Source organism: Paraburkholderia sp. EG304 (assembly GCF_046543485.1).
Lineage (GTDB): Bacteria > Pseudomonadota > Gammaproteobacteria > Burkholderiales > Burkholderiaceae > Paraburkholderia > Paraburkholderia youngii.
On sequence record NZ_JBKGUA010000002.1, the window covers coordinates 189,358 to 211,633 of the forward strand.

Genomic DNA, 22,276 nt, shown 5'->3' on the forward strand with positions numbered 1-22,276 from the left:
GCACTATCGAGGTTGGAGACGGGATAAGCCATGACCAAGCGTAATCAGGCGCGCGAAGAAGATCGGGTGCAGGACCTGCGCCCGCGCCCGGTCAGGCTGACCAGCGACATGAGTTTGCCGAAGCTGTCGGCGGTCGAGATCGGCAGCTACGTCGTGATGCTGTTCGGCATGTGGGCGGTCATCGAACTGAAGCTGCTCGGCGCGCTGCTCGCCGGGCTGCTGGTGTTTCAGCTCGTGCAAATGATCGCGCCGCGCATCGAACGTCACATGTCGAGCAGGCGGGCGCGCTGGCTCGCGGTGGTGCTCCTGTCGACGGTGATCGTCGGCGCGCTGACGGGGCTCACGCTCGGCATCATCTCGCATTTCGAGAACGACGTGCCCAGCGTGCAGGCGCTGCTCGATCAGGCCATGCAACTGATCGACCAGGCGCGCGGCAGGATTCCGCAATTCGTCGCGAACTATCTGCCGGTCGACACCGAGCAGATGAAGACGAAGGCCGCGGAACTGATGCACACGCACGCGAACATGCTGCAGCAAAGCGGCACGACCGCGGCGCGCGCGTTCACGCACGTGCTGATCGGCATGATCATCGGCGCAATCATCGCGGTCGGCGCCCAGAAGCATATGCAGCGGCTGCCGCTGTCCACCGCGTTCGTCACGCGCGTCACGCGTTTTGCCGACGCGTTTCGCCGCATCGTGTTCGCGCAGGTGAAGATTTCCGCACTCAACGCGGTATTCACGGCGATCTTCCTGCTCGTGATCCTGCCGACCTTCCACGACCGGCTGCCGCTGTCGAAAACGCTGGTGCTCGTCACGTTCATCGTGGGTCTGCTGCCGGTGATCGGCAATCTGATCTCGAACACCATCATCGTCGCGGTCGCGCTGTCGGTGAGTTTTCCGGCGGCGATCATGTCGCTCGTGTTCCTGATCCTGATTCACAAGCTCGAGTACTTTCTGAACGCGCGGATCGTCGGCGGTCAAATCGAGGCGCGCGCGTGGGAACTGCTGATCGCGATGCTGGTGATGGAAGCAGCGTTCGGTATCGCCGGGGTCATCGCCGCGCCGATTTTTTATGCGTACATCAAGCGGGAGCTGATTTATTTGCGGTTGGTGTGAGCGGGACTAGGGTGAGCTTCAAAGTCAGCACTCACTAACGCTCCTCAGCACGCACCGCCCAGCAGTCCAGTCAGGCGACGAAAGCGAAGCGGCACTTCGGTGCCGCTTTTTTTATGCTTCCCGCGACACGGCATCGTCGCCTGCTGCTGACAGAAAACTTGCAGCCGACGGCACTACCCCCTAAGATGCGAACAATTCCTATTTACAATCAGTCCGCATCGTGACGTTTCACCTGGTTTCCCGCCCGCGATTCCGCCTGGCTCTCGCATGAGACGCCAGCTCGTCCGCCTGCACCGCTGGTTCGGCGTCGCGACCGCACTGTTTCTGTTTGTCGCGGGACTTACGGGCGCGATCATCGCGTGGGACCACGAGCTCGATGCCGCGCTGAACCCGTCGTTCTACCTGGCTCGCACGGCCGGACCGACGCTGTCCGGGCTCGAACTGGCGAATCGCGTCGAAGCGGCCGATCCGCGTCTTCGGGTGACCTATCTGCCGCTCGAGGTCGAACCGGGTCACGCCCTGCAAATGATGGTGCTGCCGCGCACCGACCCGGCGACGAAGCAGCCCTACCCGCTCGACTTCAATCAGATCGCCGTCGATCCCGTCACCGGCGAGATCCAGGGACGCCGTGAATGGGGCGCCATGTCGCTCGCGCGGCTCAACCTGATTCCGTTCATCTACAAGCTGCACTACACGCTGCAGTTGCCGTTCACCGGCGGCGTTGACATCGGCACGTGGCTGATGGGGATCGTCGGCATCGTGTGGCTGTTCGATAGCGTGATTGCGCTGTGCCTGTCGTTTCCGAGCCTGAAGGCCTGGCGCAAGTCGTTCGCGTTCCGCCTGAAACGTGGCGGCTATGCGTTGACGTTCGATCTGCACCGCTCCGGCGGCGTATGGATCTGGGGCCTGCTGGCGATCGTCGCGCTGACGTCGATTTCGATGAATCTGTCGTCGCAGGTGGTGCGGCCGATCGTGTCACGACTGTCGACAGTGACGCCCGATCCGTTCAGCGACCCCGAAATCCTGCGCACGCCGCAACCGGGCGATCAGGTGCTGAGCCGCGAGCGCATCGTCGAGCTCGCCGAGCAAGCCGGCAAGGAGATGCATGTCGCCGCGCCACCGGGCGGGCTCTACTACGCCGAATTCATGCATACGTACGGCGTCGGCTTCTACACGGCCGGCAACGACCACGGCGACACCGGCCTCGGCAACCCATGGATGTATTGGGACGCCGCCACCGGCAAGCGGCTCGCCACGCGGATTCCCGGCCACGGTACGGCCGGCGACATCTTCCTGCAGATGCAGTATCCGCTGCACTCGGGGCGCATTCTCGGACTCGGCGGGCGGATTCTGATCAGCGCGGTGGGGTTAGCGGTGGCCGTGCTGAGCGTCACGGGCCTTCTGATCTGGCTGAAGAAACTGAGCGCGCGCCGCCGTTCCGCGCAAAACGCGAATCCCGGGAAAAGCACGGGCAGCGCGGCAGCGCGTTCGTAATACAAGCGGGAAAAGCGCCACGCCGGCCTCGACCGGCGCGGTGTTACCGGCGCAATTTTTAGCGGAACACCACCGTCTTGCTGCCGTTCAGCACGACACGGTGCTCGACGTGCCACTTCACCGCGCGCGCGAGCGTCACGCACTCGACGTCGCGGCCGATCGCCGTCAGTTGCTCCGGCGTCATGCTGTGGTCGACGCGCTCGACTTCCTGCTCGATGATCGGACCTTCGTCGAGATCGGTCGTCACATAGTGAGCCGTCGCGCCGATCAGCTTCACGCCGCGGTCGAACGCCTGGTAGTACGGCTTCGCGCCCTTGAAGCTCGGCAGGAACGAATGGTGGATGTTGATCGCGCGGCCGGCGAGCGCCTCACACAGGTTCGGCGACAGGATCTGCATGTAGCGCGCGAGCACCACGAGGTCGGCCTGATGCTCGTTGATCACTTCGAGCACGCGCGCTTCCTGCGCGGTTTTCGCTTCGGGTGTGCCGCCGAGCAGCGGGAAGTGATGGAACGGGATGTCGTAGCTCGCGGCGAGCTGGTAGAACTCCTTGTGGTTCGAGATGATCGCCGGGATCTCGATGTTGAGTTGACCGGTGCGGTAGCGGAACAGCAGATCGTTCAGGCAGTGGCCGATCTTCGACACCATGATCACGACGCGCGGCTTCACGTTCGCGTCGTGCAACTCCCAGCTCATGCCGAACTGCTCGGCGAGGGCCACGAACGACGCGCGCAGCGCGTCCAGTCCCGGATCGCCGCCCACCTGCTGAAAATGCACGCGCATGAAGAACTCGCCGGTGCGGCTGTCGCCGAACTGCGCGGAGTCGAGAATATTGCTGCCCCGCTCGAACAGAAAGCCCGACACGGCGTGAACGATGCCGGGCCGGTCGGCGCACGACAGTTTGAGGATAAAGCTGTGATCGGTCGACATGACCTCGGTGACTCCCTTCTTCAATGCGTGGTTTGTTTCAGTGGGTACTGGCTGCGCGGGCGGGCCTGACCGATGAGCGTCAGTTAGCCCAGCGACGGCGGCGCGAACAGCGCGTCGATGCCCTCGCACGCGTCCTCGTCGATCCAGCGGCGGCGCAGCAGGCAATCGAGCGTCGCGAGGCTGGCATCGACGGTCAGCGCGCCTTCCTCGATCCAGCGCGCGACTTCGTCAATGCGCGCGAGCCGGTGTTCGCCCACTTCGCCGTCCTGGTTGCGCGGCGCGAAGTCGGCTGGCAGCGCGAGGTCGTAGATGAAAATCTGCTCGGCCTGCGTGCCTTCCGGCAGCGATTGCAGCACATGCGCGGTGCGGCCCGCGACCGCGCTCGCCGCGATCTCCGCTGGAATGCCCGCTTCTTCCCAGCACTCCTTGACGATCGTTTCGGCGATGCCGAAGCCCCAGCCGATCCCGCCCGCGACGACGTTGTCGAGCATGCCGGGATCGGTGGCCTTGGTGTCGCTGCGGCGCGCGATCCACAATTGCGGCGCGCCACGGGGCGCTCCGCCAGAGGGCGCACCGCCAAAGGGCGCACCGCCAAAGGACGCCCCGCCATCCGCATATTCTACGACGCCGTTCAGATGCACCGCGTACGTCATCGTGCCGAAGAAGCGCGACGCCGCGCGCTCGATATACGCGAGCGGCGGCGCGTCGAACGCGTTGCGGATCGCGTAGGTTTCGTTGCGCCAGCCGGGGATGCGGCCATCGGCGGCGAGCGCGCCGATCACGGAAGCGAGCGCCGCGCTGCGCAAATCGACGGTATCGAAGGTGGCGCAGAGCGTCACGCCGTTGTTCGCAATCTCGAACACGTCGGGCCAGCGCGCGAGCAGCGGCACGTCGCGCTCGCGAATCCAGCCGACCGGTTCGGCGCCGATCAGAAACGGCCGATGCGCGTTCGCGTCGAAGCGGCGCGCGGCGGTGATGCAAGGCAAAGTCATCGAAAACTCCAAACTGTCCGCCGTCGTGGCGAACCTGGCAAAGCGGAAACAGGGGGTCGCGTGACGCGCGTCAGTCGCGCAGCGCGACGCGAATCCCGATCGCGATGAACGTCGCGCCAGCCAAGCGATCGAGCCACAGGCCGACACGCGGCCGCCGTCTGAGCCAGCTGCCGATGATCCCCGCGCACACGCCGAACAGCGAAAACACCACGACGGTCTGCAGCATGAATAGCGCGCCGAGCTCCAGCATCTGCACGGTCACGCTCTGCGCGCCGCCGGGCTGCACGAACTGCGGCAGAAACACGACGAAGAACAGCGTGACCTTCGGATTCATCAGATTGCCGAGGACGCTCTGGCGAAACACCGCCGAAAGCGGCTGCGGCGCACGCTCGTGGGCGGTCGCGAGGCCCTGGCTGCGCAACGCCTTGATGCCGATCCACACCAGATACGCGGCGCCGGCGAGCTTGATCGCTTCGAACGCGAGCGGCGACGAACGCAGCAGCGCGGCAACGCCGAGCGCCGCGAGCGTCGTATGAAAGGTGATGCCGGCGGCAAAGCCGAGCGCGGCGACGAGGCCGGCCGCGCGGCCCTGGGAGATGCCGCGCGCGAGCACCTGCAGATTGTCGGGGCCGGGCGCCACGGTGATCGCAATCGAAGTGGCGAGAAACAGCAGGAAATTGGGCATCGTGGTGGCCTTCTGGTTGGGCGGCTGATGAGCCCTGGCGGTGAGCCATGTCGTGGAACCCGGTTGGCCTGGTGCGGCCAACGGAGCTTGCGCGGCTCGTACGGCTTTAACAGCTGGTAGGGCGAGAAACCCGACCGCGCGTCACGGCGCACGCCGTAACGGCCTCCCGGCTCAGTGACCGCCGAAACTCGTCACTGTATAGAGGGCAAGACCGCCCTCGCACAGCAGCTTCGAACCGCCCAGGTCCGGCAGGTCGACGATCGCCGCGCCTTCCACGACGACCGCGCCGAGCCGCTCGAGCAGCAGCTTGCCGGCCATCATCGTGCCGCCGGTCGCGATCAGGTCGTCGATGATCACGACGCGGTCGCCCGGCTCGCACGCATCCTCGTGAATCTCCACGGTCGCGGTGCCGTATTCCAGTTCATACGATTGCGAGATCCGCTTGTACGGCAGCTTGCCCGCCTTGCGAATCGGGATGAAGCCAAGGCTCAGTTCGTGCGCGACGATCGGCCCGATGATGAAGCCGCGCGCATCGAGCCCGGCGATGTAGTCGAGCTTCGCATCGATATAGCGCTGCACGAACAGGTCGATCAGCACGCGCAGCGACTTCGGCTCGCGCAGCAGCGGCGTGATGTCGCGGAACTGCACGCCCGGCTGCGGCCAGTCGGGCACCGTGCGAATGTGGCTTCTGAGGTAGTCGGCCGCATCGAGCGGCGCGCTCGCGAGCGCGTTGGACATGATGTCTCCGGATGGACCTCGGCAGGTCCGGTGAAAAGCTTGAATCAGGGTCGCCCGCCAGAACGGTCCGGGTTCACGGGTTCAGGCCGCGGCGGCGCGGCGATGCTGCGACAGCCGCTCCTCGGCTTGCGCCAGTTGCTCGGGCAGACCGCGCAGCACCACGATGTCGCTCGCGCGCAGTTTCGTCGACGGGTCCGGTTCGACGCCGCGGATGCCGTGCCGGCGGATCGCGGTCACTTCGACACCGAGTTCGTACAGGCCCACCTCGGCGAGCGTACGGCCCACCGCGTCGGAGCTCTCGTCGACCGGCACCGATTGTAGCCGCACCTGCTCGTGACCGTCGTCGTCGTCGATGTCGTCGGCACCGTGGAAATAGCCGCGCAACAGCGAGTAGCGTTCGTCGCGCATCTCCTCGACGCGTCGCACCACGCGGCGCATCGGCACGCCCATCACGACGAGCGTATGCGACGCGAGCATCAGGCTGCCCTCGACGATCTCCGGAATCACCTCGGTCGCGCCGGCGGCGAGCAGTTTCTCCAGATCGGCGTCGTCGACGGTACGCACGATGACCGGCAGCGTCGGCTCCATCTCGTGAATGTTGTGCAGCACGCGCAGTGCCGACGGCGTGTTCGCGTAGGTGATCGCGATCGCGGCCGCGCGATGCAGGCCCGCGGCCAGCAGCGACTCGCGCCGCCCCGCGTCGCCGAACACGACCGATTCACCAGCCGCCGCTGCCGCCGCGACGCGGTCGGGATCGAGGTCGAGCGCGACATACGAGAGCCCTTCATGCTCGAGCATGCGCGCGAGGTTCTGCCCGGCGCGCCCATAGCCGCAGATAATCACGTGGCCGCTCTGCTTCAGGCTCTGGGTCGCGATGCGCGTCATCTGCAACGACTGCATCATCCATTCGGTCGACGACAGCCGCAGCACGACGCGGTCCGCGTTCTGGATCATGAACGGCGCGGCGAGCATCGACAGCAGCATCGCGGCAAGAATCGTCTGCAACAGGGTCGCGTCGACCAGATGCCGGTCGAGGATCAGGTTCAACAGCACGAATCCGAACTCACCCGCCTGCGCGAGACCGATGCCGGTGCGCATCGCCACGCCCGGGGTCGCGCCGAAAAGCCGCGCGAGGCCGGTAATCATGACCATCTTCAGCAACACGGGGCCGACGAAAAACGCCAGCACGACGAGCGGATGCTCCCAGATCACGCGCGGATTGAGCAGCATGCCGGTGGTCACGAAGAAGAGCCCGAGCAGCACGTCGCGAAACGGCTTGATGTCCTCTTCCACCTGATGCCGGTACGGCGTCTCGGCGATCAGCATGCCGGCGATGAACGCGCCGAGCGCGAGCGACAGCCCGAATTTGTCGGTGATGAACGCGGCGCCGAGCGTCACCAGCAGCAGATTGAGGATGAACAGTTCCTGCGAGCGGCGCCGCGCGACCACGTTGAACCAGCGCGTCATGAAGCGCTGGCCGACGATCAGCAGCAGCGCGAGGGCCACGACGATCTTGATCGCCGCTATGCCGAGCGCGCTGGCCAGATTCTCCGAGCGCCCGCCGAGCGCCGAAATGATGATCAACAGCGGCACCACCGCGAGATCCTGGAACAGCAGCACGCCGAAAATATTGCGGCCGTGCTCGGTTTCGATCTCGAGCCGCTCCGCGAGCATCTTGCTGACGATCGCCGTCGACGACATCGCCAGCGCGCCGCCCAGCGCGACGCACGCCTGCCACGTGATATGTACCCAGCGCTCCAGCACGAAGCCGAGCGACACCGCCACCGCGACCGTGCCGATCACCTGCAGCAAGCCGAGTCCGAACACGAGCCGGCGCATCGTGCGCAACTTGGCCAGCGAAAACTCCAGCCCGATCGAGAACATCAGGAACACGACGCCGAATTCCGCGAGGTTCTGCGCGCCCGCCGAATCGGGAATCAACCCGAACGCATGCGGCCCGACGACGATGCCGACCGTCAGATAGCCGAGCATCGGCGGCAGATTCAGGAAGCGAAAGATCACCACGCCCGCCACCGATGCCAGCAACAGAAACAGCGTCATTTCGAGCGGGGAAATCATCGGCAAAAACGCATGGGTGAAGCGTCCTCGTTCGTCAGCGGAACCGCGCACGAGAACACCGTGCGACATGATGGATAGGGCCGGCAAAAAGCTGCTAACGAACGCCAAAGCAGCTGCAAATGAGACTATCGGCAGGCCGACGAAGACAGCGGCCCGGCACAGTAGGCCCGGCGCGGCGAACAGGCGCCTTTGCTATACTCCGCGCATGATAGCGAAAATCAATGGCGACAGGGCACTCACGCTTGCTCGCGACGTACTCGACATCGAAGCGGACGCCGTGCGCGCGCTTCGCGACCAGCTCGACGGCAGTTTTGTCGGCGCGGTCGATTTCATCCTGGGCTGCCGTGGACGCGTGGTCGTCTCCGGCATCGGCAAATCAGGCCACATAGCCCGCAAGCTGGCGGCCACGCTGGCAAGCACCGGCACACCCGCGTTCTTCGTGCATCCGGCGGAAGCGAGCCACGGCGACCTCGGCATGGTCACCGCCGACGACGTGTTCCTCGCGCTCTCCAATTCTGGCGAAACCGAAGAGCTGATGGCAATCCTGCCGCTCATCAAGCGGATCGGCGCGAAGCTGATCGCGATGACGGGCCGCCCGGGCTCCAGCCTCGCGCAACTCGCGGACGTGCATCTGAATTCCGGCGTCGCGAAGGAAGCCTGTCCGATGAATCTCGCACCCACCGCCAGCACCACCGCCGCGCTCGCGCTCGGCGACGCGCTGGCAGTCGCGGTGCTCGACGCGCGCGGCTTCGGCCGTGACGACTTCGCGCGCTCGCATCCGGGCGGCGCGCTCGGCCGACGCCTGCTTACCTATGTGCGCGACGTCATGCGCACCGGCGACCAGTTGCCGCAGGTCACACCCGAGGCGACCGTCAGCGATGCCCTCTTCCAGCTGACCGCGAAACGCATGGGCATGACCTCGGTTGTTGACCAGGAAGGCCGTGTGACGGGCATCTTCACGGATGGCGACCTGCGCCGCGTGCTCGAACGCGACGGCGATTTTCGCCAGTTGCCGATCGGTTCGGTGATGACCGCGGGCCCGCGCACGATCGGGCCGGATCAACTCGCGGTCGAAGCCGTGGAACTGATGGAGCGCTATCGCATCAATCAGATGCTGGTCGTCGACGAATCGGGCAAGCTAATCGGCGCGCTCAACATGCACGACCTGTTTTCGAAGAAGGTGATCTGATGGCAGTTGCTCCCCCTACCGCTACCGAACGCGCGAGCCGCGTGAAGCTGATGATTTTCGACGTCGACGGCGTACTGACCGACGGCGGCCTGCTGTTCACGGCGGAAGGCGACACGATGAAAGGCTTCAACTCGATGGACGGCCACGGCATGAAGCTGCTGCGCCAGGCCGGCATCGAAACGGCCATCATCACGGGGCGCCAGTCCGGCATCGTGGCGGCGCGGGTGAAAGAATTGAACATCACGCACGTCTATCAGGGCGTGCAGGACAAGCCGCAGGCGTTCGCCGACCTGCTGCGGAAAACCGGCCTCACCGCCGAGGAATGCGGTTACATGGGCGACGACTGGGTCGATCTCGCGGTAATGCTGCGCGTCGGCTTCGCGGCTGCGCCGGCCAATTCGCATCCCGAAGTGATCGCGCGTGCGCATTGGGTCAGCGAAGCGCGCGGCGGCCACGGCGCGGCACGCGAAGTGGTCGACACGCTGCTGCGCGCGCAGCACAAATATGAAGCACTGCTTGCGGCGGCGTGCAGCGGCGAGCAACGGGGCCTCGTGGGATGAACCAGTTTCGCCTGACCTCGCTGATCCCGCTCATCGCGATGGCGGCGCTCGCCGGCATCACGTGGTGGCTGCTGCAAGCCACGTTGCCGCGCAAGACCGACAACGAGGCGCGCCCGAAAGAGCACACGCCGGACTACTTCGCGGACAACTTCTCGGTGTCCGAGCTCGACCAGTCGGGCGCGACGCAGTACCGGCTGACCGCGCAGTCGCTGATCCATTACGAGGACGACGAAATGAGCGACCTCGTCAAGCCGGCGATGCGCGCGTTCCAGCCCGGCAAGCCGATCGTGACCGCGACCGGCGATACCGGCACGGTCAACGCGGATGCGTCGATCGTCAATCTGTACCAGAACGCCCGCATCCTGCGCGCGCCCGGCGGCGGCGATCCGCAGATGCAGGCCGACTCCGAGCATTTCAGGGTCCTCGTCAACGACGATGTGATCGAGACTGAAAAGCCAGTTAAACTTCAGCGCGGCATGTCGGTGATGACTGCCAGTGGCATGAAATACAACAATGTCACCCGGTTTATGCAATTGTTCGGCAATGTAAGAGGCGCAATCGCCGCGTCCGATTCCGGCCACTAAGCCAACGCATACCGGGTAATCCATTCCAGGCGTGACTGCATGAACGAATCGCTCCCCCGTTTTGATACCGGCCGTTCGCGCGCGCTTTGCGCGTGCCGCGCCGCACTTGCTGCGCTCGTCGTCGCGCTGCCGCTCGTCGGCTTCGCGCCGCTCGCGCACGCGGACCGCGCCGACAAGGACAAGCCGCTGAACATCGAAGCTGACAACATGACTTACGACGACCTGCGGCAGGTCAGCATCTTTACCGGCCACGTGGTGGCGACCAAAGGAACGATCCTGATCAAGGCCGATCGCGTCGAAGTGTCGCAAGACCCGCAGGGCTACCAGTTCGCGACCGGCACCTCGAGCGGCAACAATCTGTCGTATTTCCGCCAGAAGCGCGAAGGGCTCGACGAATACATCGAGGGTACGGCCATCCGCATCGACTACGACGGCAAGCAGGACCTGACCACCCTGACCACCAACGCGACGGTGCGCCGCCTGCAGAGCATGACGACGCTGCTCGACCAGGTGCACGGCAGCGTGATCACCTACGACGGCCAGAACGACTTTTACACCGCCAAGGCGGGCAAGGACGTCGCCGGTCCGGGCAACCCGACCGGCCGCGTGCGCGCGATGCTGTCGCCGCGCAACGCCGGCGCCGCGCCGCTGACCGGCGCGTCGGCCACGCTCACGCCGTCCAACTCGATCCAGGGAGCGCCGAACCAGTGAGCACCGTCAGCAGCACAATCACGCCGCTCCCCCATCGCAAGCCGGCCGGCACCAGCAGTTCGCTGGTCGTGCGTAATCTGAAAAAGCGCTATGGCTCGCGCACGGTCGTCAAGGACGTGTCGCTCGACGTGAAGAGCGGCGAAGTGGTCGGCCTGCTCGGCCCGAACGGTGCCGGCAAGACCACGTCGTTCTACATGATCGTCGGACTCGTGCCGCTCGACGCCGGCGAAATCGATCTGGACGGCAAGTCGATCAGCCTGCTGCCCATTCACAAGCGCGCGTCGCTCGGCCTGTCGTATCTGCCACAGGAAGCGTCGGTGTTCCGCAAGTTGACCGTCGAGCAGAATATCCGCGCGGTGCTGGAATTGCAGCACGACGAAAATGGCAAGCGTCTCGGCAAAGACGCGATCACGTCGCGCACCGAAGCGCTGCTCGACGAGCTTCAGATCGCGCATCTGCGCGAAAATCCGGCGCTGTCGCTGTCCGGCGGCGAGCGTCGTCGGGTTGAAATTGCGCGCGCGCTGGCAACCAATCCGAGCTTCATTCTGCTCGACGAACCGTTCGCCGGCGTCGACCCGATCGCCGTGCTGGAAATCCAGAAAATCGTCAAGTTCTTGAAGCAGCGCAATATCGGCGTCCTGATTACCGACCACAACGTGCGCGAAACGCTCGGCATCTGCGATCACGCGTACATCATCAGCGACGGCAGCGTGCTAGCCGCCGGCGCGCCCAGCGACATCATCGAAAACGAAAGCGTGCGGCGCGTCTATCTGGGCGAGCACTTCCGCATGTAAGCACACACGGCGTTCGCGGTCTCGCGAGCTCGCGGGACCGGGAACGCCGTTTTTGCGGCACCCTCACATCCGTTTTCCGGCGGCGCAGGCTGGCGCCGCGCGGCGCGCCATTTCGGCGTACCCAAAAATTGCGTGTGCCGCAAGGTATCGCGGTCGTGGCAAACTCTCTACAATGAATCTCAACTTGCCATGAAAGCCAGCCTCCAACTCCGCCTATCGCAGCATCTTGCGCTGACGCCGCAACTGCAACAGTCCATCCGGCTACTGCAGTTGTCGACGCTCGAATTGCAGCAGGAAGTCGCCATGGCGATCTCGCAGAATCCGCTCCTCGAAAACGAAGACGAGTGGATCGCGAGCCCGTTGCGGGTTGCGGCCGACGGTTCCGTGATTGCCCAGACGCCTGGCTCCTCGGCGCCAGCCGATCCGATGGCCGGCAACGGTTCGGCCTCCTCCGAGGGCAACGGCGAGCGCGCCGAAAGCGGCGAGCCGCAGGGTGTCGACGAATACAACGGTCTCTCGGGCGACGGCGGCGGCGATTCGTCGCAATGGAACCTCGACGACTACGGCCGCTCCGGCACCGCGTCGGATGACGACGACCTGCCCCCGCTGCAAATCCACGAATCGAGCACTTCGCTGCGCGACCACCTGATGGCGCAACTGCGCGTCACCCAGGCGAGCCCGCGAGACCGTGCGCTCATCACGTTCCTGATCGAATCGCTCGACGACGACGGCTATCTCGCCGCCACGCTCGAAGAAGTGCTGGCCGACCTGCCCGAAGAACTCGAGGTCGATGTCGACGAACTGAACGCCGCGCTTGCGCTGCTGCATAGCTTCGACCCGCCCGGCGTCGGCGCGCGCTCGGCATCCGAATGTCTGAAGCTGCAGTTGCTGCGGCTCGATCCATCGCCCACGCGCGCGCTCGCGCTAGACATTGTCGGCCATTACCTGGAACTGCTCGCCGCGCGCGATTTCACGCGGCTGCGCAAGCACCTAAAGGCCAGCGACGACGAGCTGCGTGACGCGCACATGCTCATCCGCTCGCTTGAACCATTTCCTGGCGCCGCCTACGGCAAGGCTGAAGCGGACTACGTGGTGCCCGACATCATGGTGCGGAAAACGGCACAGGGTTGGCAGGCGGAGCTGAATCCCGAGGTGGTGCCGAAGCTGCGCATCAACCATCTGTACGCGAATATTCTGCGCAACAATCGGGGCGATCCGGGCAGCGGATCGTTGCGCCAGCAACTCCAGGAAGCACGCTGGCTGATCAAAAACATCCAGCAGCGTTTCGAGACGATCCTGCGAGTTGCGCAGGCGATTGTCGAGCGTCAAAAGAGCTTTTTTGTGCACGGCGAAATCGCCATGCGCCCCTTGGTTTTGCGGGAAATAGCTGATACGCTGGGCCTACACGAGTCGACTGTCTCGCGTGTGACAACCGGTAAATACATGCTGACCCCTTTCGGGACGCTGGAATTCAAGTACTTTTTCGGCTCACACGTTTCGACGGACACCGGCGGCGCGGCCTCCTCCACGGCCATTCGCGCGCTGATCAAACAACTGATAGGAGCGGAAAACCCGAAATCGCCACTTTCAGACAGTCGCATAGCCGAACTGCTGGCGGAACAGGGCTTCGTGGTCGCACGTCGTACCGTTGCGAAATACCGTGAGGCGCTCAAAATCCCGGCAGTCAACCTGCGCAAGTCTCTGTAGCCCGCCGCGTTTTGCAGCGGGCATTTACCGGCCGCTCCGCACCTGGCGGACAGGCCGGCCGCTGCGACCTGCCAGATGTCCGTCACCGGGGGGCGACACAGGCAAGCCGTCAGATCGACCGGACCTTTGTCATTGTGCGGACTAAGCGGCCATTAGCTTGGAGAAGCACTATGAATCTCAAGATCAGTGGACACCACCTCGAAGTAACGCCTGCGTTGCGCGAATACGTGATCACCAAACTGGACAGGGTGCTAAGACATTTCGATCAGGTCATCGACGGCAGTGTGGTCCTCTCGGTCGACAACCATAAGGAAAAGGAGAAGCGCCAAAAGGTGGAAATCAACCTCCACCTGAAGGGCAAGGATATTTTCGTCGAGAGTTGTGACAGTGATTTGTACGCTGCAATCGATCTGATGATCGACAAGCTCGACAGACAGGTGATACGCCACAAGGATCGCCTGCAAGGCCATCAGCACGAAGCGATCAAGTATCAGCCGGCGCCGCAACTGGACGTACCGCCGCAATAGGAGAAACTAGAGGGAATTGCTGATTTCTCTGGGACTCGTCAAGCCGCCCACAACCGGGCGGTTTTTCGTTTCAGCGCCCGGCTTGCGCGCTGCGCCGGCGCCCCGTCGCCGCAGCCAGGCTCAACCATTCCCGCAGACGTTTGCGCAGCGCGACATATTCCGCACCGCAAGCGGTGAAAAACCTGATATGCATAGATGGCGCGCCGCACCATCGGCTGTCACCCTGTTCTATAATGTTCCGGTTACCATCGGGGTCAAGCCAGTTCTGATGAAGTACGGCCGGTCGAAATCTCACGCTTTCGCGATCGACTCCACCGTCCGTCTTCGCCAGCATCGAACGAATGGAACGTCACTCAACCGCCCCGTTGGGGAGAACTCAGGCCACGTTTTCGCCTGTCAACATGAATCGTTTAGCCAAATTTCTTCCCCTCGAGAACGTCGTCATCGGACTATCGGTCACCAGCAAGAAACGCGTGTTCGAGCAAGCGGGCCTGATCTTCGAGAACCAGAACGGCATCGCCCGCAGTACCGTCACAGACAATCTTTTTGCGCGAGAACGACTCGGCTCGACCGGGCTCGGCGAAGGCGTCGCGATTCCGCACGGGCGGATCAAGGGCCTCAAGCAACCGCTCGCCGCATTCGTCAGACTCGCGGAACCCATCCCCTTCGAAGCGCCGGACGGCCAGCCGGTCTCGCTGCTGATCTTCCTGCTCGTCCCCGAGCAGGCCACTCAACAGCACCTCGAAATTCTTTCCGAGATCGCGCAATTGCTGTCCGATCGCGACGCCCGCGAGCGGCTGCACACCGAAGAAGACCGCGAATCGTTGCATCGCCTGCTTACTCAGTGGCAACCTTGATGCAACGGCGGCGGTAGTACATACGCGCGCACACACGCAGGTAAGGCCCGGCAAGCGGCTAACACTGGAGTCACTGACTCATGGATACGTCCAGCATCAACGCCCAGAGCATTTTCGACGACAACGCCGCCATGCTGAAGCTCAGCTGGCTCACGGGGCATGAAGGCTGGGAGCGCGGCTTCTCTTCGGAATCGGTCGCCAATGCCACCTCGAGCGCCGACCTCGTCGGCCACCTGAACCTGATCCACCCGAATCGGATCCAGGTGCTCGGCGATGCGGAAATCGACTACTACAAACGTCAGACCGATGAAGACCGCTCGCGCCACATGGCCGAGCTGATTGCGCTCGAGCCACCGTTTCTCGTCGTCGCGGGCGGCGTCGCTGCGCCGCCTGAGCTTGTGCTGCGCTGCACGCGCTCGTCGACGCCGCTGTTCACGACTCCGACCTCGGCGGCCGCGGTGATCGACAGTCTGCGACTTTACATGTCGCGCATTCTCGCGCCGCGCGCGACGCTGCACGGCGTGTTTCTCGACATCCTCGGCATGGGTGTGCTGCTGACCGGCGACTCGGGTCTCGGCAAGAGTGAGCTCGGGCTCGAACTGATCAGCCGCGGCCACGGTCTCGTCGCCGACGACGCAGTCGACTTCGTACGCCTCGGCCCGGACTTCGTCGAAGGACGCTGCCCGCCGCTGCTGCAGAACCTGCTGGAAGTGCGCGGCCTCGGACTGCTCGACATCAAGACGATCTTCGGCGAAACGGCGGTGCGCCGGAAAATGAAACTGAAGCTGATCGTGCAACTGGTGCGCCGCCCCGACGGCGAATTCCAGCGACTGCCGCTGGAAAGCCAGACCGTCGACGTGCTCGGCCTGCCGATCAGCAAGGTGACGATCCAGGTGGCCGCAGGCCGCAACCTCGCGGTTCTGGTTGAAGCGGCCGTGCGCAATACGATCCTGCAGTTGCGCGGTATCGACACGCTGCGCGATTTCATGGATCGGCAACGTCTCGCCATGCAGGATCCCGATAGCCAGTTTCCCGGCAAGCTGATCTGAAGCCGATCACAGCGCCATGAAGCGCCCGGCGGAAGGCAGGACGCGGGCACGCGCATGGAGGCCAGATGCTATGATGAAATCTACGCTTTCGACGACTCCATGCGCATAATCCTGATCACCGGTATCTCCGGCTCCGGCAAATCGGTTGCCCTGAACGCGCTCGAAGACGCGGGTTATTACTGCGTCGACAATCTGCCGCCGCGTTTTCTGCAGCAACTCGCCACCTACCTCGCCGCTGACGGCCAGGACCGTCTCGCGGTCGCGATCGACGCGCGCTCCGGTTCGTCGCTCGACGAAATGCCCGCAATGATCCGCGACCTCAAGCGCTCGCATGACGTGCGCGTGCTGTTTCTGAGCGCGAGCACGCAGTCGCTGATTCAACGCTTTTCCGAAACGCGTCGCCGCCATCCGTTGTCCGGCTCGCCCGCGCACGACGCGGACGTCGGCCTGCTCACGTCGCTCGCCGAAGCGATCGAACGCGAGCGTGAACTGGTCGCGGGACTTGCCGAATTCGGCCATCAGATCGACACGAGCAATCTGCGCGCGAACGTGCTGCGCGCATGGGTCAAGCGCTTCATCGAACAGGAGGACGCAGGGCTCGTACTGATGTTCGAGTCGTTTGGCTTCAAGCGCGGCGTACCGCTCGACGCGGATTTCGTATTCGACGTACGCACGCTGCCGAACCCATACTACGATCATGAATTGAGGCCGCTCACCGGCCTCGACAAACCTGTAATGGACTTTCTCGATGCTCAGCCGGTCGTCCACGAGATGATCGACGACATCGAGAAGTATCTGTCCAAGTGGCTGCCGTATTTCCGCGACGACAATCGCAGTTATCTGACCGTCGCAATCGGTTGCACGGGCGGCCAGCACCGCTCGGTATTCATCGCGGAGACGCTCGCCGCGCGTCTCGCAACATCGGCGAATGTGATCGTGCGGCACCGCGATGCGCCGGTCGACGTCGGCGAATCATCGAAGCTGGTGGCTTAACCGGCCGCATCGCGCGGCCTTAACCCGAAGCGTTGCGCCATGTCCTCTACGCCTACTGTGTACGCCGATTTGCCGCTGTTTCCGCTGCATACGGTGCTATTTCCCGATGGCTTGCTGCCGCTAAAGATCTTCGAAGCGCGCTACCTCGACATGGCGCGTGACTGCCTGCGCGAAAAAACACCGTTCGGCGTGTGTATGCTGAAAAGCGGCGCCGAAGTCGCGCGTGAGGAAGAACCTTCGGTGCCCGAAACGATCGGCTGTCTCGCCGAAATCGACGAATGCGACGTCGAGGCTTTCGGCATGTTGCTAATTCGCGCACGCGGCACGAAGCGCTTTCGCCTGTTGTCGCATCGCGTCGAAGCGAGCGGTCTGCTGGTCGGCATGGCCGAGCCGCTCGCCGACGACCTGCCGCTCGAAGGCAATGAGCTATTGGCCAAATTCGGCGCGTGCGCGGAAGTGCTCGAGCGGATTATCGCGACGATCCGCGAACGCGATCCGGACAGCCTGCCGTTCGCGGAACCGTTCCGGCTGGACGATCCGTCGTGGGTGTCCAACCGTCTCGCGGAGGTGCTGCCAATCGCGTTGCGCGCGCGGCAAAAGCTGATGGAACTGACCGACGCCGGCGCGCGCATCGACGTCGTGCATCACTACATGCAGCAGCATCAATTGCTGTGAAATCCTGAAGTCGTCCTTCCGCTAGATCAAGGAACCATGCAGACTGGCGAGCAGCTTGCGCACCGGCGCCGGCACGCCGAACGAATCCAGATCGCTGAGCGCAACCCAGGCGGTGTCCGCATCGTTGAGCGCGGCGAGAGCGCCGACACCGCGATCGAGCTCGGCAAGCCGCGGTTCGATGTCGAGCTTGAAATGCGTGAACACGTGCGAGAACGACGCAAGCGCCGACACTTCGCCATCGCTGCCGAACGAGCGCGCCCGCTCGGCGAGCGTCGCTTCGTCGGCGGCTTCGGGCAGACTCCATAGACCGCCCCAGATGCCCGACGGCGGCCGTCGCTCGAGCATCACCGCATTGCCGTCGCGCAGCACCAGCATCCATGTGCGTCGCGTCGGCACCGCTTTTTTCGGGCGCGCGGTCGGCAATTCCCGCTGACGTCCGCTGACGTTGGCGACGCAGTCCGGCGCGAACGGACAGCGCGTACAGTCGGGTTTGCCGCGCGCACACAAGGTCGCGCCGAGATCCATCAAGCCCTGCGTGTAGGCGCTGACCTCCGCGTTCGACGCATTCGACGGCAATAGTGATTCCGCGAGCGTCCACATCGCGTTCTCGACTTTCTTCTCGCCCGGGAAACCTTCGACGCCGAACACCCGCGCGAGCACCCGCTTCACGTTGCCATCGAGAATCGTCGCGCGCGCGCCGAACGCGAACGACGCGATCGCCGCGGCCGTCGAGCGGCCAATGCCGGGCAACTCGGCGAGCTCGTCGACCGACGCGGGAAACGCGCCGCCATGCTGCTCGACGACGACCTGCGCGCAGCGATGCAGATTGCGCGCGCGCGTGTAGTAACCGAGGCCGGCCCACAGTGCCATCACGTCATCGGACGGCGCCGCGGCGAGCGCGGCGACATCCTGGAATCGCGCGAGAAATTTCGCGTAGTACGGTATTACCGTCGAGACCTGGGTCTGCTGCAGCATGATTTCGGACAGCCAGATCCGATACGGGTCACGCGTGTTCTGCCACGGGAGATCGTGGCGGCCATGCTGGCGCTGCCAGGCGATCAGACGCGCGGAAAAATCAGGCATCGGCGTGAAAGCGGACGTGGCGCCGGACGCGCTGGAGCGCGCGGCGGTCGTTGGAGTCAGGCGGGAAGGCATCGAGAATTTAACGCTGGCAAGTGGGACAGAAGTACGTGGAGCGTTGTCCCTGCACGATCTGTTTGATTGGCGTTCCACACACACGGCATGGCAGGCCCGCGCGATCATAGACGAAGTAGTCGAGCTGGAACTAGCCGCTTTCGCCGTTGCTGCCGACGAAATCGCGCAGCGTGCTGCCGCCCTTGTCGATCGCGGCGGCGAGTGTCACGCGCACGGCATCGGCCAGCAGTTCATAACGCACGAGCGACACGCGGCCCGCCGCGGTGGTCGGCCGGATGCCCGCGCGAAAGAGACTTTCCGACGCGTAGATATTGCCCACGCCCACCACGATGTCGCCCGCCAGCAGAGCCTGCTTCACCGACACCTTGCGCCCGCGCGTCAACCGATGCATCAGCGCGCCCGAAAACGCCGGCGAGAAAGGCTCGACGCCAAGGCTCGCGAGCAGCGGATGCTCTAGGATGTCGCCTTCCTCGCGCGGATGCCACAGCACCGCGCCGAAGCGGCGCGGATCACGATAGCGCAAGATGAAGTCGTCGAAGATCCAGTCCACATGATCGTGCTTCGCCGCGGCCGGCGGATGCGGCACATGACGCAGAACGCGCAACGTGCCCGTCATGCCGAGGTGCACGATGAACCACCCTGCGTCGATTTCGAACAGCAGATACTTGCCGCGTCGCTCGACTTTGCGCACCACATGGCCACGCAAGGTTTTCGCAAGGTCGGCCGGAATCGGCCAGCGCAGCGCAGTCGTCCGCACATCCACGCGCTCAACCTTGCGCCCGGACACATACGGTTCGATCCCTCGTCGGGTAACCTCGACTTCTGGCAACTCTGGCATGGCTGATTGGTCTGCTACTTGCGTGAGTGGTTGTGCGCGTATTGTAGCGAGCGCGTTACAATCGACTGAAACATTGAACGGATTTCCATGAACGTGTCCTTCGTGAAGCTGCTTTCAAAGCGCCGCGCGCGTGTGTCCAACGTGCCGCTCGCCGTGTCCGCGCGCCGGATCCTTGGTGCAGGTGCGCTCGCATTGTGGGCGCTGGCCGCCGTGCCCGCGCATGCGCAGGACCAGTCGCCAGATTCCGACGACACGTCGGTCACGATGCCGGACCCGCTGGGTCCGTCAACCCCGGAAGACGAAAAGTCGCTGCCCGGGGTGCCGCTGTCAAGCCAGATCGTCTTCCAGGTGCTGGCCGCCGAGATCGCGCTGCAGCGCGATCAGCCGGCGCCGGCCTATCAGACCTACCTCGCGCTCGCGCGCGACACGCACGACCCGCGCATGGCGCAACGCGCCACCGAAATCGCGCTGGCCGCGCAGAGCCCGTCGGACGCGCTCGCCGCCGCGCAACTGTGGCAACAGTACGCGCCCGGTTCGGAACGCGCCGCGCAACTCGACGCGTCGCTGCTCGTGCTGTCCGGCAGGCCCGACGATGCGTCGCCGATCCTGTCGCAGGAACTCGCGAAGGTACCTGAGGAAAATCGCGGCAGCGCGATCCTCGCGCTGCAATTGCTGTTGTCGCGCGGCCCGAACCGCGTCGGTGGCCTGCACGTGTTGCAGGACCTGCTGAAGAACGATATGAAGCGGCCGGAAGCGCAACTGGCCGTCGCGCGCCAGCAGCTGCTGGCCGACGACGCGCCGGGTGCGCGAAAGTCGCTCGAGCAGGCGCTCACGATCAAGCCCGACTATCTGCCCGCAGCGTTGGTGCTGTCGCAAATGGGCCCGGAGGAGCGCAAGGAAGGCATCGCGTCGCTCGAAAAGTACGTGCAGCAGAATCCGAAATCGCATGACGCGCGGCTCGCGCTCGCGCAGATGTATCTCGCGAGCGACCGTCTCGACGACGCGCAGAAGCAGTTCGAGATCATGCGCAAGGCAAACGCCAACGACCTGACGCCGTTGATGGCGCTCGCACTGATCAAGATCCAGCAGAAGAATCTCCCCGACGCGCAGGCCTATTTGATCCAATACGCGCAGCAGGCCGAGAAGACGCCGGGCGCCGATGCGGGCCAGGCCTACATCTATCTCGCGCAGCTAGCGCTCGAACAGAAGAATGAGGCGGCCGCGAGCGACTGGCTGAACAAGATCTCGCCGGCGAGTCAGCAATATCTGGCCGCGCAGATCACGCGCGCCCAACTGCTCGCGAAGCAGGGCAAGACCGAAGAGGCGCGCCAGTTGCTCGCCAACTTGCAGACCTCGGATCCGCGTGACGTGGCGCTAATCGCACGCACCGATGCAGCGATCCTGTTCGACGCGAAGCGCTACCCGGAGGCCGAAGCGCGTCTGCAGCAAGCCACGGCGAACTTTCCCGACGACCCCGACCTCACCTACGACTACGCGATGGCCGCCGAAAAAACCGGCCATTACGACGTCATGGAAGCGCAGTTGCGCAAGCTGATCCAGACGCAGCCGGACAATCCGCAGGCATATAACGCGCTCGGCTATTCGCTCGCCGATCGCAACCAGCGCCTGCCGGAGGCGGACATGCTGGTCGAGAAGGCCTCGGCGCTTGCCCCGAACGATGCGTTCATCATGGACAGCGTCGGCTGGGTCAAGTACCGGATGGGTAATTCGGCTGATGCGATCAAGCTGCTGCGCAAGGCATACAGCCTCCAGCCGAACGCAGAGATCGGCGCGCACCTCGGCGAAGTGCTGTGGAAAGCCGGCGAACAGGAACAGGCGCGCGCCGCGTTCCGCGAGGCGCGCAAGCTCGAACCCAACAACGAGACTCTCGTCAAAACGTTGCAACGTCTTCAGGTAAACGATCTTTGATGCGTCTTTCCCGTTTGATTTCTTTTTCCATGGCGCCGCGCGGCATCGCGCTTGGTTGCGCGGCGGCAGCGGTTGTCGCGTTGGCCGGCTGCGCGTCGGTAAAGCCGCAGGGGCCGTCCACATCGAACGCCGCGACCGAAGTCACCGCGCAGACGAGCCGCTCGTATCAGGGCCGCTTCGCGGTTCAGTACAACGATCAGAACGGCCAGCAGCGCAACGCCTACGGCAATTTCTCGTGGCAGGAAACCGGCGACACCGTCACGCTGCAATTGCGCAATCCGCTCGGCCAGACGCTGGCCATCGTGACCTCGTCGCCGGCTTCGGCGACGCTCGAGTTGCCGAACCGCCAGCCGCTCACCGCCGATAACGTGTCGACGCTGATGCAGAACGCGCTCGGCTTCGCGCTGCCGGTCGAAGGATTACGCTACTGGCTGCAGCCGTCGCCGGCGCCGACCTCGCGCGCGCAGACCGAGAAGGATCCGGATCAACCGTCGCGCCTGAAGCAGATCACCCAGGATGGCTGGACGATCGACTATGTCGCCTATGCCGATGCACCAGCCACCGGCGTGAAGCGCGTCAATCTGAGTCGCTCGGAGCCGCCGCTCGACATCAAGCTCGTGCTGGATCAGTGAGTCGTCGTTGCTGGGGCTTTTGTCCCGGCATCCGCTCACGTAAC

21 protein-coding genes and 1 pseudogene are annotated in these 22,276 nt (G+C 64.2%); 15 read left to right on the forward strand and 7 right to left on the reverse strand.

The genetic code is table 11. From position 1 onward, the window contains the following. The first annotated feature begins 30 nt into the window (after positions 1 to 30). Both ACLFKU_RS03455 and ACLFKU_RS03460 read left to right on the forward strand, forming a co-directional pair. Positions 31 to 1,116 (forward strand): AI-2E family transporter, encoded by a 1,086-nt coding sequence (locus ACLFKU_RS03455; protein WP_368584438.1) that lies wholly within the window; start codon positions 31 to 33, stop codon positions 1,114 to 1,116. A gap of 267 nt (positions 1,117 to 1,383) precedes the next feature. Beyond that, the gene (locus ACLFKU_RS03460; RefSeq protein ID WP_410848176.1) at positions 1,384 to 2,610 is read left to right on the forward strand and encodes a PepSY-associated TM helix domain-containing protein; all 1,227 of its coding nucleotides are present in this window, start codon (positions 1,384 to 1,386) and stop codon (positions 2,608 to 2,610) included. Between the two features lie 58 nt (positions 2,611 to 2,668). Here ACLFKU_RS03460 and purU read toward each other — a convergent pair whose 3' ends face one another. The 5 genes from purU to ACLFKU_RS03485 all read right to left on the reverse strand — a co-directional run bounded on the left by purU (position 2,669) and on the right by ACLFKU_RS03485 (position 8,032). Further along, positions 2,669 to 3,538 (reverse strand): formyltetrahydrofolate deformylase, encoded by an 870-nt coding sequence (gene purU / locus ACLFKU_RS03465; RefSeq protein ID WP_368584436.1) that lies wholly within the window; start codon positions 3,536 to 3,538, stop codon positions 2,669 to 2,671. Positions 3,539 to 3,621: 83 nt separating this feature from the next. Next, positions 3,622 to 4,530, reverse strand: coding sequence for an NUDIX hydrolase (locus ACLFKU_RS03470; protein WP_410848177.1), 909 nt, complete (start codon positions 4,528 to 4,530; stop codon positions 3,622 to 3,624). Between the two features lie 70 nt (positions 4,531 to 4,600). Further along, positions 4,601 to 5,215, reverse strand: a complete 615-nt coding sequence (locus tag ACLFKU_RS03475) for a LysE family translocator (protein WP_410848178.1) — start codon at positions 5,213 to 5,215, stop codon at positions 4,601 to 4,603. A 171-nt stretch (positions 5,216 to 5,386) separates the two neighbouring features. Continuing rightward, positions 5,387 to 5,953 (reverse strand): adenine phosphoribosyltransferase, encoded by a 567-nt coding sequence (locus tag ACLFKU_RS03480; RefSeq protein ID WP_368584432.1) that lies wholly within the window; start codon positions 5,951 to 5,953, stop codon positions 5,387 to 5,389. Between the two features lie 81 nt (positions 5,954 to 6,034). Beyond that, a complete protein-coding gene (locus tag ACLFKU_RS03485; RefSeq protein ID WP_410848267.1) occupies positions 6,035 to 8,032 on the reverse strand; it encodes a cation:proton antiporter in 1,998 nt (665 codons plus the stop codon). A 205-nt stretch (positions 8,033 to 8,237) separates the two neighbouring features. On the opposite strand from ACLFKU_RS03485, the gene kdsD reads away from it, so the two are divergent. The 11 genes from kdsD (at position 8,238) to ACLFKU_RS03540 (ending at position 17,678) form a co-directional block, all read left to right on the forward strand. Next, positions 8,238 to 9,221 (forward strand): arabinose 5-phosphate isomerase KdsD, encoded by a 984-nt coding sequence (gene kdsD, locus ACLFKU_RS03490; protein ID WP_368584431.1) that lies wholly within the window; start codon positions 8,238 to 8,240, stop codon positions 9,219 to 9,221. Then, positions 9,221 to 9,781, forward strand: a complete 561-nt coding sequence (locus tag ACLFKU_RS03495) for a KdsC family phosphatase (RefSeq protein ID WP_368584430.1) — start codon at positions 9,221 to 9,223, stop codon at positions 9,779 to 9,781. Before kdsD ends, ACLFKU_RS03495 begins: the two co-directional genes overlap by 1 nt. Beyond that, positions 9,778 to 10,365 carry an LPS export ABC transporter periplasmic protein LptC gene (lptC, locus tag ACLFKU_RS03500; RefSeq protein WP_368584428.1) on the forward strand — a complete coding sequence of 196 codons (588 nt, stop codon included), beginning with the start codon at positions 9,778 to 9,780 and terminating at the stop codon, positions 10,363 to 10,365. The genes ACLFKU_RS03495 and lptC overlap by 4 nt, the downstream gene beginning before the upstream one ends. A gap of 39 nt (positions 10,366 to 10,404) precedes the next feature. Beyond that, on the forward strand, positions 10,405 to 11,076 hold the full coding sequence (gene lptA / locus ACLFKU_RS03505; protein ID WP_410848179.1) for a lipopolysaccharide transport periplasmic protein LptA: 672 nt from the start codon (positions 10,405 to 10,407) through the stop codon (positions 11,074 to 11,076). A gap of 17 nt (positions 11,077 to 11,093) precedes the next feature. Continuing rightward, a complete protein-coding gene (lptB, locus tag ACLFKU_RS03510) occupies positions 11,094 to 11,870 on the forward strand; it encodes an LPS export ABC transporter ATP-binding protein (RefSeq protein WP_176110652.1) in 777 nt (258 codons plus the stop codon). A gap of 189 nt (positions 11,871 to 12,059) precedes the next feature. After that, the gene (locus ACLFKU_RS03515) at positions 12,060 to 13,577 is read left to right on the forward strand and encodes an RNA polymerase factor sigma-54 (protein WP_368584512.1); all 1,518 of its coding nucleotides are present in this window, start codon (positions 12,060 to 12,062) and stop codon (positions 13,575 to 13,577) included. A 170-nt stretch (positions 13,578 to 13,747) separates the two neighbouring features. Continuing rightward, a complete protein-coding gene (gene hpf / locus ACLFKU_RS03520) occupies positions 13,748 to 14,104 on the forward strand; it encodes a ribosome hibernation-promoting factor, HPF/YfiA family (RefSeq protein ID WP_008921708.1) in 357 nt (118 codons plus the stop codon). Between the two features lie 341 nt (positions 14,105 to 14,445). After that, positions 14,446 to 14,961, forward strand: a complete 516-nt coding sequence (locus ACLFKU_RS03525; RefSeq protein WP_013088326.1) for a PTS sugar transporter subunit IIA — start codon at positions 14,446 to 14,448, stop codon at positions 14,959 to 14,961. A gap of 80 nt (positions 14,962 to 15,041) precedes the next feature. Then, on the forward strand, positions 15,042 to 16,010 hold the full coding sequence (hprK, locus tag ACLFKU_RS03530) for an HPr(Ser) kinase/phosphatase (RefSeq protein ID WP_008921706.1): 969 nt from the start codon (positions 15,042 to 15,044) through the stop codon (positions 16,008 to 16,010). Between the two features lie 99 nt (positions 16,011 to 16,109). Beyond that, positions 16,110 to 17,003, forward strand: a complete 894-nt coding sequence (gene rapZ, locus ACLFKU_RS03535) for an RNase adapter RapZ (RefSeq protein ID WP_410848180.1) — start codon at positions 16,110 to 16,112, stop codon at positions 17,001 to 17,003. Between the two features lie 39 nt (positions 17,004 to 17,042). Next, positions 17,043 to 17,678: an LON peptidase substrate-binding domain-containing protein gene (locus ACLFKU_RS03540; RefSeq protein WP_013088324.1), complete on the forward strand. Its 636-nt coding sequence runs from the start codon at positions 17,043 to 17,045 to the stop codon at positions 17,676 to 17,678. 21 nt (positions 17,679 to 17,699) lie between these two features. Here ACLFKU_RS03540 and mutY read toward each other — a convergent pair whose 3' ends face one another. Beyond that, a complete protein-coding gene (gene mutY / locus ACLFKU_RS03545; RefSeq protein ID WP_410848181.1) occupies positions 17,700 to 18,833 on the reverse strand; it encodes an A/G-specific adenine glycosylase in 1,134 nt (377 codons plus the stop codon). A gap of 7 nt (positions 18,834 to 18,840) precedes the next feature. Beyond that, positions 18,841 to 19,671: pseudogene (mutM, locus tag ACLFKU_RS03550) on the reverse strand (bifunctional DNA-formamidopyrimidine glycosylase/DNA-(apurinic or apyrimidinic site) lyase). 87 nt (positions 19,672 to 19,758) lie between these two features. Here mutM and ACLFKU_RS03555 point away from each other — a divergent pair. Continuing rightward, positions 19,759 to 21,600 carry a tetratricopeptide repeat protein gene (locus ACLFKU_RS03555; protein WP_410848182.1) on the forward strand — a complete coding sequence of 614 codons (1,842 nt, stop codon included), beginning with the start codon at positions 19,759 to 19,761 and terminating at the stop codon, positions 21,598 to 21,600. Further along, positions 21,600 to 22,232 (forward strand): lipoprotein insertase outer membrane protein LolB, encoded by a 633-nt coding sequence (lolB, locus tag ACLFKU_RS03560; RefSeq protein WP_368584423.1) that lies wholly within the window; start codon positions 21,600 to 21,602, stop codon positions 22,230 to 22,232. The genes ACLFKU_RS03555 and lolB overlap by 1 nt, the downstream gene beginning before the upstream one ends. Positions 22,233 to 22,276 lie beyond the last annotated feature (44 nt).

Coding starts and splice junctions, on each gene's coding strand:
- rapZ (WP_410848180.1), top strand. CDS start 16,110: ATGCGCATAATCCTGATCACCGGTATCTCCGGCTCCGGCAAATCGGTT.
- hprK (WP_008921706.1), top strand. CDS start 15,042: ATGGATACGTCCAGCATCAACGCCCAGAGCATTTTCGACGACAACGCC.
- ACLFKU_RS03470 (WP_410848177.1), bottom strand. CDS start 4,530: ATGACTTTGCCTTGCATCACCGCCGCGCGCCGCTTCGACGCGAACGCG.
- ACLFKU_RS03460 (WP_410848176.1), top strand. CDS start 1,384: ATGAGACGCCAGCTCGTCCGCCTGCACCGCTGGTTCGGCGTCGCGACC.
- ACLFKU_RS03515 (WP_368584512.1), top strand. CDS start 12,060: ATGAAAGCCAGCCTCCAACTCCGCCTATCGCAGCATCTTGCGCTGACG.
- ACLFKU_RS03525 (WP_013088326.1), top strand. CDS start 14,446: ATGGAACGTCACTCAACCGCCCCGTTGGGGAGAACTCAGGCCACGTTT.
- purU (WP_368584436.1), bottom strand. CDS start 3,538: ATGTCGACCGATCACAGCTTTATCCTCAAACTGTCGTGCGCCGACCGG.
- ACLFKU_RS03455 (WP_368584438.1), top strand. CDS start 31: ATGACCAAGCGTAATCAGGCGCGCGAAGAAGATCGGGTGCAGGACCTG.
- lptC (WP_368584428.1), top strand. CDS start 9,778: ATGAACCAGTTTCGCCTGACCTCGCTGATCCCGCTCATCGCGATGGCG.
- ACLFKU_RS03555 (WP_410848182.1), top strand. CDS start 19,759: ATGAACGTGTCCTTCGTGAAGCTGCTTTCAAAGCGCCGCGCGCGTGTG.
- hpf (WP_008921708.1), top strand. CDS start 13,748: ATGAATCTCAAGATCAGTGGACACCACCTCGAAGTAACGCCTGCGTTG.
- ACLFKU_RS03485 (WP_410848267.1), bottom strand. CDS start 8,032: ATGATTTCCCCGCTCGAAATGACGCTGTTTCTGTTGCTGGCATCGGTG.
- lolB (WP_368584423.1), top strand. CDS start 21,600: ATGCGTCTTTCCCGTTTGATTTCTTTTTCCATGGCGCCGCGCGGCATC.
- lptA (WP_410848179.1), top strand. CDS start 10,405: ATGAACGAATCGCTCCCCCGTTTTGATACCGGCCGTTCGCGCGCGCTT.
- ACLFKU_RS03475 (WP_410848178.1), bottom strand. CDS start 5,215: ATGCCCAATTTCCTGCTGTTTCTCGCCACTTCGATTGCGATCACCGTG.
- ACLFKU_RS03480 (WP_368584432.1), bottom strand. CDS start 5,953: ATGTCCAACGCGCTCGCGAGCGCGCCGCTCGATGCGGCCGACTACCTC.
- kdsD (WP_368584431.1), top strand. CDS start 8,238: ATGATAGCGAAAATCAATGGCGACAGGGCACTCACGCTTGCTCGCGAC.
- ACLFKU_RS03495 (WP_368584430.1), top strand. CDS start 9,221: ATGGCAGTTGCTCCCCCTACCGCTACCGAACGCGCGAGCCGCGTGAAG.
- ACLFKU_RS03540 (WP_013088324.1), top strand. CDS start 17,043: ATGTCCTCTACGCCTACTGTGTACGCCGATTTGCCGCTGTTTCCGCTG.
- mutY (WP_410848181.1), bottom strand. CDS start 18,833: ATGCCTTCCCGCCTGACTCCAACGACCGCCGCGCGCTCCAGCGCGTCC.